Source organism: Parapedobacter sp. SGR-10, from assembly GCF_011030405.1.
In the GTDB taxonomy this organism is placed as follows: domain Bacteria; phylum Bacteroidota; class Bacteroidia; order Sphingobacteriales; family Sphingobacteriaceae; genus Sphingobacterium.
In genome coordinates this window covers 26,235-40,481 of the sequence record NZ_JAAJTJ010000020.1, presented here as the reverse complement: position 1 = coordinate 40,481, position 14,247 = coordinate 26,235, and the positions used below count along the sequence as shown (strand labels likewise).

8 protein-coding genes are annotated in these 14,247 nt (G+C 44.9%); 3 read left to right on the top strand and 5 right to left on the bottom strand.

Annotation, left to right across the window (positions count from 1 at the left end; all coding sequences use genetic code 11):
* Positions 1-5: 5 nt before the first annotated feature.
* Positions 6-1,556, top strand: a complete 1,551-nt coding sequence (locus G5B00_RS13375; protein ID WP_163876259.1) for a gliding motility-associated C-terminal domain-containing protein — start codon at positions 6-8, stop codon at positions 1,554-1,556.
* Between the two features lie 99 nt (positions 1,557-1,655).
* Here the strand turns inward: G5B00_RS13375 and G5B00_RS13370 are convergent, their stop codons facing one another.
* The 3 genes from G5B00_RS13370 to G5B00_RS13360 all read right to left on the bottom strand — a co-directional run bounded on the left by G5B00_RS13370 (position 1,656) and on the right by G5B00_RS13360 (position 8,874).
* Entirely contained in the window at positions 1,656-3,122 is a 1,467-nt protein-coding gene (locus G5B00_RS13370; protein ID WP_163876256.1) for a glutamate synthase subunit beta, read from the bottom strand.
* Between the two features lie 19 nt (positions 3,123-3,141).
* Positions 3,142-7,641 carry a glutamate synthase large subunit gene (gene gltB, locus G5B00_RS13365; protein WP_163876253.1) on the bottom strand — a complete coding sequence of 1,500 codons (4,500 nt, stop codon included), beginning with the start codon at positions 7,639-7,641 and terminating at the stop codon, positions 3,142-3,144.
* 528 nt (positions 7,642-8,169) lie between these two features.
* The gene (locus G5B00_RS13360) at positions 8,170-8,874 is read right to left on the bottom strand and encodes a response regulator transcription factor (protein WP_163876250.1); all 705 of its coding nucleotides are present in this window, start codon (positions 8,872-8,874) and stop codon (positions 8,170-8,172) included.
* Positions 8,875-9,062: 188 nt separating this feature from the next.
* On the opposite strand from G5B00_RS13360, the gene G5B00_RS13355 reads away from it, so the two are divergent.
* Together G5B00_RS13355 and G5B00_RS13350 are read left to right on the top strand one after the other, a co-directional pair.
* Complete coding sequence (locus G5B00_RS13355; RefSeq protein ID WP_163876246.1) at positions 9,063-10,331, top strand: hypothetical protein; 1,269 nt, start codon at positions 9,063-9,065, stop codon at positions 10,329-10,331.
* 126 nt (positions 10,332-10,457) lie between these two features.
* Positions 10,458-11,555 (top strand): mandelate racemase/muconate lactonizing enzyme family protein, encoded by a 1,098-nt coding sequence (locus G5B00_RS13350; RefSeq protein WP_163876243.1) that lies wholly within the window; start codon positions 10,458-10,460, stop codon positions 11,553-11,555.
* 221 nt (positions 11,556-11,776) lie between these two features.
* Here the strand turns inward: G5B00_RS13350 and G5B00_RS13345 are convergent, their stop codons facing one another.
* Positions 11,777-11,959, bottom strand: coding sequence for a histone H1 (locus G5B00_RS13345; RefSeq protein ID WP_163876241.1), 183 nt, complete (start codon positions 11,957-11,959; stop codon positions 11,777-11,779).
* A 121-nt stretch (positions 11,960-12,080) separates the two neighbouring features.
* Positions 12,081-14,219, bottom strand: coding sequence for a S46 family peptidase (locus G5B00_RS13340; RefSeq protein ID WP_163876238.1), 2,139 nt, complete (start codon positions 14,217-14,219; stop codon positions 12,081-12,083).
* Positions 14,220-14,247: the final 28 nt, after the last annotated feature.

The following is a 14,247-nucleotide window of genomic DNA, read 5'->3' as shown; positions in this document are numbered from 1 at the left end:
GTGCCATGAAAAGTGTATTGTTGATCATCGGCCTTATGTATTGTTGGACTTTCGCTACCAAAGCCCAAGAGGGTGCGGGCAGCTTTGAGTCGGGCAATGGACTGGAAGTCGTATCGGCAGACAATTACAAACTGGTGTTTTCGGAAAGCCTCTATCTGGGACCGAATGCTGACTGGTACATTGAAGGTGAAGTGCATGTCTACAGCCGACAGATCTATATTGCATCCACAGCAAAAATCTCAGGTTCGGGCACGTTGTATATCCATAGTCCGGGTGACAATCCATTTTATGATAGTTGGGCGGATGTGGCGACTGATATAGACGCCAACAATTGTCTGCATGCGATTGACGTCAACATCGTCCTGACAAATCCGAAAGGACTGCGATTGAGCGATATTTCATATCCCAATGATATGGACAGTAAACATTTCCCACCTTTAGCAAAAGCCGGAGCCCTGCGCCTTGCCAAACCTATTGATCTGCGTGTGGATGGAGCCAATATCTTCCTCAACGGATTTGACCTGGAGATGGGGGAGCAGGCCGATATCCTGCATCATAGCTCCCGTCGTATGGTCGTGACAGGTAATTCGGTCAAGGGGCATTTGATTAAGGACTTTGTCGGATTGTCCACATGGTTGTTCCCGGTGGGCAAAGAGGAGGGAGACTATACCCCTGCATTGCTTACCCCATCGCAGGCTAACAGCAAAATCTACGTATCTGTAACCGATTACCTGGCTTCGGGTATACCGTTTGCCGACGAAACCATTGGTATGGACCGGGTGTGGAATATCTATGCCGACCGGGCGATGACGATGACCTATACGCTGATCCACAATATGTCCAGCAATGGCATGATGTATGTCGATGCGGATGCGCAAATTGTACAAAATGCCGATGGAGGCAATTGGGTTGGAGATGTTACCCTGTTGGAAGGACAAGGTATCCATACGCGTAAGGATATAGAAACACGTTCTTCTTTTACATTGTCGGGTACCTGGTTTACCAAGCTTGCCTTTATGCCACCGACAGCAGTGGATGATGAAGCGAAAGTGGAGTTTGGGGATAAAGTTATGATCCATGTCCTGCACAATGATAGCAAAGGCTCGGCAAGTATCGTAGTAAATAGCGTAAGGGTTACCCTTCCACCGGTTAATGGTACGTATACGGTCGAGAATGGCAGCATCGTCTACAAGCCTTATCCTAAATTCGTAGGGGAAGATGAATTGGAATACGAGATCACAGATGAAAACGGGTTGACTTCAAAGGCACGTGTGCGAATCACGGTCATGCCGCGTGAGTTGATGATTCCGAATGTGATTACGCCAAATGGTGACGGGAAAAATGACAAGTTTGTCATTGTAGGAGCAGAAGCTTATGACCGTATCGATATTGTTATCGTCAACCGTTGGGGCAACGAAGTGTACAGGAATACCGATTACAAGGACGAGTGGAGCGGGAATGGTCTTAATCAGGGAACTTATTATTATATTATCCGTGGCTTCAAAGGTAATGATGTGCGTGTGTTTAAAGGGTGGGTCTTGATCAAGCGACAGTAAGAAAAATAGTAGAGACGCAATGCATTGCGTCTCTACAAAGATTATATCCTATATAAGGGCAATATTAATTCACCAAACGGCGGATGCCTCTATTTAATTTTACGCATACGAATATACGGCTTCTTTGCTTTCCAGCTCCGTAGATCCCATCAGATATTCGTCTACCTTGCGCGCACACTCACGTCCTTCGGAAATAGCCCATACGACCAAAGATTGTCCTCTGCGCATATCTCCGGCAGCAAAGTATTTTATTTTGGAAGTGCTGTATTCGCCTTCTTTGGCTTTTACATTGCCTCTTTCGTCCAGTTCGATGCCAAGCTGCTGTAGCAATCCTTCATGCTGCGGATGCAGGAATCCCATGGCCAATGTGACCAGCTCGCAAGGGAGCTCCCGTTGAGAACCTTCTACTTCCTTGAATTTTGTCGGTCTGCCCAAGGTATCTCTTTCCCACTCCAGATCAACGATGACTGCCGCGCGTAGATTTCCGTTTTCGTCACCGAGAAATTCCTTGGTGCTGATGCTCCAATGTCGCTGACAACCTTCTTCATGCGAAGTCGTCGTCTTTAATAACATCGGATATGTAGGCCAGGGCATGGCGTCGGTACGGGATTGTGGTGGTTGAGGCATGAGCTCAAACTGGGTGACTGATTTTGCACCGTGACGGTTGGATGTTCCTACACAGTCTGATCCCGTATCACCACCACCGATGACGAGCACGTTTTTGCCTCCGGCATGGATTTCTTCGACTTCGATAGGAGAGCTGCCTACCCGCTTGTTTTGCTGCTTTAGGAATTCCATCGCGAAATGGACACCTTTGAGCTCACGACCGGGGATGTTGAGGTTACGGGGAATGGTGGACCCTCCCGACAGGACGACAGCATCGTATTGATCCAATTCGGATACAGGTACATTGTTGCCCACCTCCGCGTTTGTGCGAAATTCAATGCCGGATTCTTTCATGATTTCGACACGACGGTCGATGACAGATTTGTCCAGTTTGAAATCCGGAATGCCGTAACGCAGTAGCCCGCCGATCTTGTCATCCCTTTCGTAGACGACTACATCATGGCCTGCTTTGTTCAGTTGAGCTGCGGCGGCCAATCCAGCAGGGCCAGATCCCACCACGGCTATCTTTTTGCCGGTCTTGATGTAATTTTTTACCGGTTTGACGTACCCTTTCTTATAAGCGATCTCAATAATATGCTTCTCGATCTCCTCAATGGCTACGGGATTTTTGTTAATGCCCAACACACAGGCCGATTCGCATGGAGCTGGACATATGCGTCCCGTAAATTCGGGGAAGTTGTTTGTCGAAACCAAAATATTGTAGGCTTCTTCCCATTTACCATCGTAGACAGCGTCGTTAAATTCGGGAATGACATTGCCCAGTGGACAGCCTGAATGACAAAACGGTATGCCGCAGTTCATACATCGGGCGGCTTGATGGTTCAGTTGCTCGTCCGAATAGGCGTGTACAAATTCCTGATAATTTTGCTTTCTGTTTTCCACAGAATCTTTCTGAGGAAGTGATCTATCAAATTCTAAAAATCCAGTTGCTTTTCCCATGATATATGTTCCTCTTATTTTAAGCTACAACCATTTTTTCCTGTAATACTTTTTTGTATTCGCGAGGGAATACTTTGATGAACCTGTTCTTTTCAGTGGCCCAATTGTTCAAGATGTAGGACGCTCTTTCGCTATTTGTCAGATGTATATGACGTTTTAAAAGGGCGATAATCGTTGTTTCGTCTTCGGTATCCAATGGATCCAGATCTACCATTTCTTGATTGCAATTGTCCTTGAATGTACCTTGGATATCGTATATCCAGGCAATACCTCCGCTCATCCCCGCGGCAAAGTTTCGGCCGGTCTGTCCCAAGATCAAGGCACGACCTCCGGTCATGTATTCACAGCCGTGGTCACCGATACCCTCTACCACTGCTGTCGCTCCGGAATTGCGTACGGCAAAACGTTCTCCCGCCATTCCATTGATAAACAGGTGGCCCGAGGTGGCTCCATACAACGCCACATTCCCGATGATGATGTTTTCATGAGGCGTCAATGTGCTCTCCTTTGCAGGATATATGGCCAATTGTGCACCTGACAAACCTTTTCCGACGTAATCGTTGGCTTCGCCTTCCAACTCGAAAGAAATTCCTTTCGTATTGAAGGCCCCAAACGATTGTCCGGCCGATCCTTCAAATTTGAAATTGATCGTATTGTCCGGCAAGCCGTCCGAACCGTATAATTTGGAAATCTCATTGGAAAGGAGTGTACCAATAGTCCGGTCGGTATTTTTTACCTTGAATGTACCGAATACAGGTGTCTTGCTTTCCAAGGCACCCTTGGCTTGCTTCAACAATCCCCAATCCAAGATCATGCCCATACCATGGTCTTGTTCTTCGGTGTTGTATAATGTTTCTCCAGCTTGATTTCTCGCCACGTGGAGAATACCTGTATAATCTATTTTTTTTGCTTTCCAATGACCGATATCCTCTCGTTTTTTTAGAAACTGTGCTCTACCTACCATTTCATTGATCGTACGGAAGCCCAATTGTGCCATGATCTCACGCATTTCCTCTGCCAGGAAGTGGAAGAGATTAACGATGTCTTCCGGTTTTCCGGAAAAGAGCTTGCGCAGTTCGGGATCTTGGGTAGCCACACCGACCGGACATGTGTTCAAGTGACATTTGCGCATCATGATACAGCCGCCAGCTACGAGGGCAGCTGTGGCTACACCCCATTCTTCGGCGCCGAGTAATGTTGCGATGACCAAATCCCGTCCGGTTTTCATCTGTCCGTCCGATTGAAGGACAACCCGGCTACGGAGCTTGTTTTGTACCAATGTCTGGTGCGCTTCTGCCAGTCCAAGTTCCCAGGGCAGGCCAGCATGTTTGATCGAGCTGATCGGAGAGGCTCCAGTACCACCATCGTATCCTGCGATGAGTATAACGTCGGCGTGAGCTTTGGCTACGCCGGCAGCAATCGTACCTACGCCTGCTTTAGAGACCAGCTTCACGTTGATACGTGCGGATCTGTTGGCATTTTTCAAGTCAAAGATGAGTTGTGCTAAATCTTCAATGGAATAAATGTCGTGATGTGGAGGAGGCGAGATCAACCCTACTCCCGGAGTAGAGTGACGTACTTTTGCGATCCACTCATCGACTTTATGACCGGGTAATTGTCCACCCTCACCTGGTTTTGCACCTTGTGCCATTTTGATCTGGAGTTCATCTGCTTGGGTAAGATAATTGGATGTCACGCCAAATCGTCCGGAAGCCACTTGCTTGATGGCTGAACGCATAGAATCTCCGGTAGGTAATTTTTCGTACCGTATTTCGTCTTCACCACCCTCTCCCGTATTGGATTTTCCACCTATACGATTCATCGCAATGGCTAAGGTGCTATGTGCCTCATGAGAAATGGATCCGAAGGACATCGCGCCCGTCGCAAAACGTTTCATGATTTCACTTGCCGGTTCGACTTCATCAATAGGGATTGGTGTGCGATGCTTGGCAAAGTCCAACAAGCCCCGTAAAGTGTACATGTGTTCTTTTTGGTTATTGATCAGTGCCGAATATTTTTTGAAGGTTTCAAAATCTCCTGTTCGACAGGCTTGCTGTAGCAGGTGTACCGTTTGGGGGTTCCACAGGTGACCTTCTCCACGCCTTTTCCATTGGTAGATACCTCCTTCAGGGAGTAAGTTTTTTTCTGCGCGGCTGTTTTCAAAACTTCTCCAATGTTTGGCCAAAGTTTCTTTGGCAATATCGTCCAAAGTAAGACCTCCAATACGTGATACTGCACCGCAGAAATATTTGTCGACTACGGATTTATCAATACCCAGTACTTCAAAAATCTGTGCACCATGGTAGGATTGAAGTGTCGATATACCCATCTTGGAGAATATCTTCAATAGGCCATTGCATACAGCTTTGACGTAATTTTTCTTGAGATCGTCCCAGGTGAGTTCGGTGTCAAGCAGGTTTTGCTCCTTTAGGGTACGGATGCTTGCCAAGGCCATGTATGGATTGATAGCCGTCGCGCCGAACGCCAACAAGCAGGCAAAGTGGTGCACTTCCCACACATCGCCGGCTTCGACTACCAGACCCACAGCTCCCCGGTTGCCTGTCTTGATCAAGTGGTGGTGTACCGCTGAAACAGCAAGTAGGGATGGGATAGCCGCGTGTTGTGAATCTATAGCACGATCGGAAAGAATGATAACTTCGAAGCCGTCTCGTACGGCATCATCGGCATAGCGGCAGAGCCTCTCGATACCGGCCTCTAAAGACCCCGGTTTGCCGTCGGCGCGGAAGTAGCCCTGCAATGTTTTGGCCTGAAAGACACCTGTGTCTATCGAACGGAGTTTTTCCAACTCGCTAGAGGTAAGGATGGGGTGATCCAATGTCACGCAATGACAGAATTTTTTGTCTTCGACCAATATATTACCAGCGTTGCCTATGAAAGTGGCTAGACTCATGACTAACCGCTCTCGTATAGGATCGATAGGTGGGTTGGTGACCTGTGCGAAAAACTGTTTGAAATAACTGGAAAGGTGTTGTGGCTGATCTGATAGTACGGCCAATGGCACATCGGTACCCATAGACCCTACAGGTTCGTATCCAGTGAGCGCCATGGGGGTCAGTATAGTTTCTAGATCCTCTCTGGAATATCCAAAAGCCTGTTGATATTTAAATACAGAATCTTTGGAAAGGTATGTGAATGTAACTCTGGGTTTTGCTAACTCTTCCAACTTGATCTTGTAGTTGTTGATCCATTCGCCATAGGGTTGCTGGCGTACGAGTTCGCCTTTGACCTCTTCGTCCGAGCGGATTTTGCCGGCTTCCATGTCGACGACGAATATCTTGCCGGGTTGTTGACGACCCTTTTTGATAATCGTAGCCTCATCGATCGGTAGCGCTCCTGCTTCGGAAGCGACTACGACGCGATCATCGGATGTAACGGCAAAGCGAAGTGGTCTCAAACCATTGCGGTCCAATGTGGCTCCGATAATTTTTCCGTCCGTAAAACAGAGCGCTGCCGGACCGTCCCAGGGCTCCATTAAGGTAGCATGGTATTCGTAGAATGCTTTTTTCAGCGGATCCATCTGTGTATTGCCATCCCAGGCTTCGGGTACAAGCATAAGCATGACGTGGGGCAGGCTTCGGCCACTGTGCAGGAGTAGTTCGACGACATTGTCCAGACAAGCTGAATCGGATTGACCCCTGTCGACTACCGGAAGCAGGATTTCCATTTCTTCGTCTGTAAAGTAAGGTGAAGAAAGAGAACGTACTCCGGCATAGAACCAGTTAAGGTTTCCTGTCAAGGTATTGATCTCACCATTGTGCGCGATCATGCGGAAAGGTTGTGCCAATGACCACGAAGGAAAAGTATTTGTGGAAAAACGGGAGTGTACCAATCCAAAAGCGGATACTACGCGTGGATCACGGAGATCCAGGAAATAGGTTCCTACCTGATAGGTCGTTAGCTGTCCTTTATAAATAATAGTTTTGCAAGAAAGCGAAGCAATATAAAGAGGCAGTGGATACTCTTGATGAGACTTGATTTTTTGGATGATGAGTCTTCTCAGTACATATAGCTTACGTTCAAATTCTTCTGTATTGGCCACACCGTCCGGGCGTGACACGAAAAACTGTACGATTTCGGGCTCGGCACCTAGAGCCGTAGGACCTATGCCTTCGCGATTGACAGGTACGGTACGGAATCCAAGAAATTCCATCTTCCGTTCTTGGGCAGCTTCTTGAATGACCTCCCTACATATCTTGTTCAATTCGGATTCCTTAGGCAAGAAGACCATCCCTACGCCATAGTAGCCTGGCTCTTGCAATTGTATGCCCAGGCTGATACATTCTTCCCATAGAAATTCATGGGGCAGTTGTATCATGATTCCAGCACCATCCCCACTTTCGGGATCGCATCCACATGCACCACGGTGTTCCATGTTTTCCAACATCGTCAATGCATCCTTCACCTGCGCATGTGATTTTTGTCCCTTGATATGGGCCACAAAACCTACACCACACGCATCATGTTCAAATTCCGGGTTGTAAAGTCCTTCTTGCTGCATTCTATTTAAAAATTATGATTATTATAAAGAGTTTGCTAATATAGAAATTATTTCGGATAATTTTTGAAAAAAAATCAATAATAATATATTATAATTATATAATTAGTAATTATTCTAAATAATATTGAAGAATTTGTATTTATTGAGCTGGGGTGGCCTCTGGATTAACAATGCAGGAGTTAGAGGCTGATATTCCTTAAAATATATTATGTCCAAAGGATTGAAATGTTTGCCTTGTTCTACACAGACGACACACGTGCGCTCTATGTCATTAAGTTAAGGATATGCATATCGTTCTCTTGTCATGCTGACGATAGGACTGCGAAGCAGGCATCAGGGTCGTGTTGGTGGCTGTGAGGCTGATGCAACATTGCATCTAAAAAACACAACGAATAGATTCTTCACTGCGTTCAGAATGACAAAAAAACGCTTAACTTAATGACATTGCACGTGCGCTAAGCATTGATTATAGCACAGTTAGTGATAATGGGTACATTCTGCATGCGTGATCCTCTGTAAAATAAATCTTTACACCAGATCAAAAATTACAGCAAAACGAAGTAATTCAGCAAAAGAACTGCATTCAGTCTTGCGAATGATGTTTTTTCGATGGGTGGATACTGTATGGAAAGATATAAACAGTTGCTCGGCCACTTCCCGTGTCGATTTGCCGTGAGCCAAGAGAGTGATAATCTCTTTCTCCCTGTTGGTCAATACCGCAAACTTACGGTAGTTTGACCGGATATACGAGTTTTGATCCAGCGTCTTGTTGACGCGGGCAATAAGGTTGTCCATACCAATCACAGGCGAGGATAGTAAGATGATTTTATGATCCAATTGCGAAGCTGCTTTGACCTGGATGACTTTAAGAACGGTATAGAACCAGGTATAATCCGTGTTACCGTAGAGCTTGACACGTTGGAAAAAATTGTACTGCTTGTCAAAATCACCCAGTGCCAAATATTCGTTCATCCCTTTAAATATAGCATAGGATTCTTCTTTGACAAAGTAGCGCTCATAATAAATATCTCCAAGTTCATTGATTTCTTCAATAGAGGAACCCAGATTCTCGCAGCCCCAGTTGTTCATATAGCTGCACCCTGTGGGTCTCAGCCCATCCAGGTCTTGGATCATCAACGAAGCAGGCACGATGTCGCCTATATCTGGAATATTAAAATCTCCATATTTAAGCCCTTTGGATATGCCATGTAATTGAATGTCTAATAAGTCCATAACTGGTATTCTTACTTCAGGAATAAATGAGCGATATCCAAAGATATATAAAATTTGTTGGGAATCCCATGAGGATCATAGGTTGGATTACCGAAACCCCAAAAAAGAAAGACAAATACCTAGCCCTAGGTATTTACAGGCCTTGTAATAGGCGATACCTTTGAGCCATACATTTAATCTAGCATAATATGAAAAATATTCAAAAAATCATGACAGTTGTTTTCGGGATGATGTGTCTGTTGTTTAGCATGATCCTGCTATTGTCTTGTGATAAGGGTAAGGATCCGAATCCGGATACAGATCCAAGTGACCTCCCGGAGCTTGTTGTGACAGCTTCTTCAATCGATGTCGATGAAGGTGAAGAAGTGACATTTGAAGTCAAGGCTGAGGGCAAAGTAGTGACGGCCGATATATATGTGGGTAGCGAAAAGATAAATGGTACGAAACATACTTTTACTCAATCCGGTACGTACAAAGTCATGGCCAAAAAAACCGATCATCTTGAGAGCAACGAGATCACGATCGATGTATATGCTATAGACGTATATGTGTCCGGCAACGGACCTGAGGGCGCACTATATTGGAAAAATGGCATATTGGCATCTCTTGGTGAAGATGTACCTACCAACGCATTGGGTATAACGGTTGATAAGGGTGATGTTTACATCGCTGGCACAGCGCTTGTCAACGGCACGCCATCAGCCAGGTATTGGAAAAATGGTACTGCGGTGTCTCTTTCTGATAAATATTCTGTTGCTAAGTCTATACTCGTGCAAGGTAGCGATATCTATGTTGTGGGGTTTGAGGTCGAGGACGGTGTTGCTGTAGCAAAATATTGGAAAAACGGTATGGCAGTGTCCCTTTCGGACGGCATTCGCCATCATGAGGCATCTTCGATAGCGGTGTACAACGGGGATGTGTATGTGGCAGGATTCGATAATGTCAACGCCAGTAAACCAATCGCTAAATATTGGAAAAACGGGGTGGAAGTTGCCCTTAGCGAAGAAGCTAATGCTGCACAGGCTCTTGGGGTCGCCGTTGTCGGCGGCAAGGTGCATGTGGCCGGATGGGAAAACAAAGGTACAGGACAGGTGGCCATGCATTGGGTGGATGGTGTATCAACGTTGCTTGGTACAGAAAATATACTCAGTACAGTTGCAGGAATAGCTACCCAACATAACGATATTTATATAGCCGGCGCGGAAGTCGAAAGCACAAAATCAGTTGCTAAATATTGGAAGAACGGCACGGCTATATCTCTCAGCGATGGAAGCCGAGATGAAATGGCTACTGCAATAACGGTCTCCAATGGGAATACCTATGTCGCCGGATATGAATACGGAGGAGGAGGCAAAAATGTCGCCAAGTATTGGAAAAACGGAACAGCTGTTACACTTACCGATGAAGACGGGGCTGGAGTAACGGCAAGCGGTCTCGCGGTAGTACGAAGGAAGTAGCAAAAGGAGTCTGATAGAAAAAGTAAGGCCGTCTAAAAAGTTGATTTTTAGACGGCTTTTTTTGTTGTAGAAACGTTAAGAATTTACCCTTCTATTTTTAAGGGGACTTTAGTACCTTTATCGATTATGAAAATCACAGCAATAGAAATCTACCGATTGAGTATCCCGATGGAACCTTTTGTCATTGCAACAGGAACTATGGACTATGCACAGAACACATTCATACGTGTTTTGACCGATAAAGACCTGTCTGGAGTCGGGGAGTGCTCGGCTTTTCCGATGATCGTGGGGGAGACCCAAAATACCTGTATTAGTGTGGCTCAGGATTTTGCTAAAATCTGGAAAGGAAAGGACGCTTTGGATTTGGAAGCACGGTTAGCGGAACTGCATCTTTATATTGCAGGGAATGCGACGATCAAGTCAGCTTTTGATATGGCCTTGTACGATCTGTCTGCCAAATATGCTAATCTTCCTTTGTATAAATTTTTGGAAGGAGAGCCACGGGAGATTATCACGGATATCACCTTAGGAATCGCCTCTGCAGAGAAAATGGCGGAGAAGGCTTTGCGACTCAAAGAAAATGGCGCTTTTGCCTTGAAAGTCAAATTGGGTAAAAATCCGCAAGAGGATATACAGCGGATCAAGGCTATCCGTCAAGCTGTTGGTTTTGATATTCCTATCCGTATCGATGCCAATCAAGGTTGGTCTTACGAAGGTGCTGTAGAAGCGTTGAAAGGTATGGAGTCGTATAAGATTCAATTTTGCGAACAGCCGATGCGGACATACAATGATAACCTGTTGTCCGAGTTGCGTACGCAGACTATTGTGCCGATTATGGCAGATGAATCCGTATATAGCCACTATGATGCGGAGCGTCTTTGCAGAAGTGATGCCTGTGATTTTATCAATATTAAGTTTTCAAAATCTTCGGGCATACACGAAGCGTTAAAGATTCAGGCTGTAGCGGCAGAGTATAATGTGCCTTGTATGATTGGAGGGATGTTGGAAAGCCGTTTGGCATTGGCCGCCAAAGTGCATTTTGCCTATGCCGCTCCGAATGTTAAATTTTATGATCTGGATACCTGTATGGTCGGACATTTGGAAGACCCGGTGATCGGTGGTGTACAATATGATGGTTACAAGATTTCTGTTTCCGACGATATCGGTATAGGTGCGGATATCAAACAGGAATTTTTGGACAAATGTGAAAGGTGGGTGATATGAATTCGATGAGCTGGGGGATTGGTACCCAGGAAATCATTATTCTATTGATCTTAGTGGTTATTCTGGTGTTTTTTTATGGGTTGTTTTCTAAACTTTTACGAAGAAAGAAGTAGCTAAATACTTCCTAAGTTTTAGAACGAAACTATAGAAGTCTATGTGCCAATAAAAAATAAAAAAGGCTCTTCGGACGAAGAGCCTTTTTTATTCAAAGCGATTGAAAGTTATTTTTTAACTTCATTCTTTTTAGCTGTTACTTCGTTACGAATGTCTTGAGCTAAAGTTTTGATTTCTTGTAAACCTTTACGTACGCGAGTACCCGCTGCAGAGTTACCATTGTTGAAGAATTTTTCTGCATCTGCTTCGATAGAAGCTACTAGTTCTTTTAATTTAGTGTAGTTTTTCATTTTATTAATTATAATTTAGTTTTCAAATTATTTTTGCTAAGATGTAATAAAGATACAAAACGAACAAATATAAAAACAATAAAATCGCATTTTTTTTCAAAAAAGTGTGTTTTATTAGAGATTATTCTACAATTGTCAGCTCGTTTATGATATTCTTTGCCTCTGCGAACTTGTCGATGACAAACAGAACATAACGTATATCGACCGAAATAGTGCGTTGCAATTTGGGGTCGAAAATCACATCTCCGGCCATAGCCTCGATATTTCCATCAAATGCAAGCCCTATCAGTTCGCCATTGCCATTCAATACGGGTGAACCGGAATTGCCTCCTGTGATGTCTTGATCACTTAAAAAGTTTACAGGCATATAACCATTTTTATCAGCATAACGTCCATAATCCTTCTTTTCGTATAAATCGATCAGTTTTTTTGGTATATTAAATTCTGGATCGTTCGGTTTGTACTTGGCGATTGTCCCTTGTAAGGTCGTATAGTTATTGATTTTTGCATCGTTTCGGGGATCTTTTGGCAAGGCACGGATAGTTCCATATGTGAGACGTAATGTACTATTGGCATCTGGGTAGTATTTGGTTTTGGGGTTCATTTCTAGGAAGCCTGCAATGTATTTTCTATAGGCTGCTTGGAAATTGCCCTCTAATTGTTCCAAATCGGGGCTACGCTCACGATATTTATCCATCAAAGCTTCAGATATTTTGAACAAAGGGTCCTCACTGACGACATTGGCCGAAGGATTTGTTAAAAAAGCTTCTAGTTTTTCTTTTGAACCAAATATGCTTTTCGCGAAGGCTTCCTTGACCAACCCATCAAACTTTCCGTTGTTTTGTTGTGCCAGTTGCTGGATATAGGGAGCGATGTTGCCAGCTTTTGCACCGTATAGGTTCAACTCGTCAGTCAGCACATCTATTTCCAATGGAAGATAGAGCTTTTCATAGGTGTCGGCCAAAGCGGCTTCAAAACGGGGAAGCAGTTCTTTCCGCTTTGCTTCGTTAGCTTCGGCATATTGTTGCAGCGGGTTGCCAAGGCTATAGGGTAGGGCAGCAAACGTAGCCGAGCGTAATGTGCCTGTAAGATAATTGTCATGACGGGCCTTCTCATTGGTAGCGGTATAATAGGAGCTGATGGTATTGATCACCTCCCCATACTTATCCTTATTCGCTTTTTTATTGGCCCATTTTTGAAACTTTTTCTCCTGTTTGCGTTTGGTTGCAGCTGTCTTGTGTTGCGAAAGGGCATCGATCATGCCTTGGCGGTTTTTCCAATAATTGGCAATGCGCGAATACTGTGAAGCATAATTGATGTTGACGGCCTGGTCTTTGTCCATGTGTTTTTTCATGGCATCCATGCCTACTTTGGAAGCTTCTACCCACGCAGGATAGGCATAATGTACATTTTGATCGATACCAGCTGCTGGCATCCAGCGGTTGGTACGGCCAGGATAGCCAAGGATCATCGAAAAATCACCTTCTTTGAATCCCTTGATACTTATAGGTAAATGGTATTTGGGTTTCAGCGGCACGTTGTCGACGGAATACGATGCTGGATTACCGTCTTTGTCGGCATAGACCCGAAAGACGGAAAAATCGCCTGTGTGACGAGGCCATTCCCAATTGTCAGTATCTCCTCCGAATTTTCCGATACTATTGGGAGGTGTACCTACTAACCGTACGTCCTCATAATCCTGATACACAAAGTAGTAATATTCGTTGCCGCTGTAGAAAGACTTTACATTGACGATATATTTACCGTTCTCGCTGTTTTCCCTTTCGATTTTTGCGATTTCCTGCTGGATGATCTTTTGCCGTTCCTTTTCGGGCATGTTATCATTGACCAGATCCAGGATACGCTTCGTCACATCATCCATACGAACGAAAAAACGTACAGACAAGGATCGTGGCTTTAACTCTTCCGAAAGGCTTTTGGCCCAAAAGCCATTGGTGAGGTAATCATGTTCGGGAGTAGATAGCTCTGCAATCGCATCGTATCCACAGTGGTGGTTGGTCATGACCAGACCCTGCCCGGAGACAATCTCGGCCGTACAGCCACCGTTGAATTGTACGATGGCATCTTTCAGACTGGAATTGTTGATGCTATAAATTTCTTCTGCGGTCAGTTTAAGACCTTTTTTCTGCATGTCGGCTTCATTGAGACGCTTGAGGTGCATCAGGAACCACATGCCTTCGTCGGCCATACTGGTCAGGCTGACCATACATGACACGAATAACAATACTATTTTTTTCATCTATAAAATTTTTAAAGAGAATGAAACC

Excerpts from the sequence above, each read along its gene's own strand:
- G5B00_RS13375 (WP_163876259.1), top strand. The coding sequence starts at position 6 with ATGAAAAGTGTATTGTTGATCATCGGCCTTATGTATTGTTGGACTTTC.
- G5B00_RS13340 (WP_163876238.1), bottom strand. The coding sequence starts at position 14,219 with ATGAAAAAAATAGTATTGTTATTCGTGTCATGTATGGTCAGCCTGACC.
- G5B00_RS13370 (WP_163876256.1), bottom strand. The coding sequence starts at position 3,122 with ATGGGAAAAGCAACTGGATTTTTAGAATTTGATAGATCACTTCCTCAG.
- G5B00_RS13350 (WP_163876243.1), top strand. The coding sequence starts at position 10,458 with ATGAAAATCACAGCAATAGAAATCTACCGATTGAGTATCCCGATGGAA.
- G5B00_RS13360 (WP_163876250.1), bottom strand. The coding sequence starts at position 8,874 with ATGGACTTATTAGACATTCAATTACATGGCATATCCAAAGGGCTTAAA.
- G5B00_RS13345 (WP_163876241.1), bottom strand. The coding sequence starts at position 11,959 with ATGAAAAACTACACTAAATTAAAAGAACTAGTAGCTTCTATCGAAGCA.
- G5B00_RS13355 (WP_163876246.1), top strand. The coding sequence starts at position 9,063 with ATGAAAAATATTCAAAAAATCATGACAGTTGTTTTCGGGATGATGTGT.
- gltB (WP_163876253.1), bottom strand. The coding sequence starts at position 7,641 with ATGCAGCAAGAAGGACTTTACAACCCGGAATTTGAACATGATGCGTGT.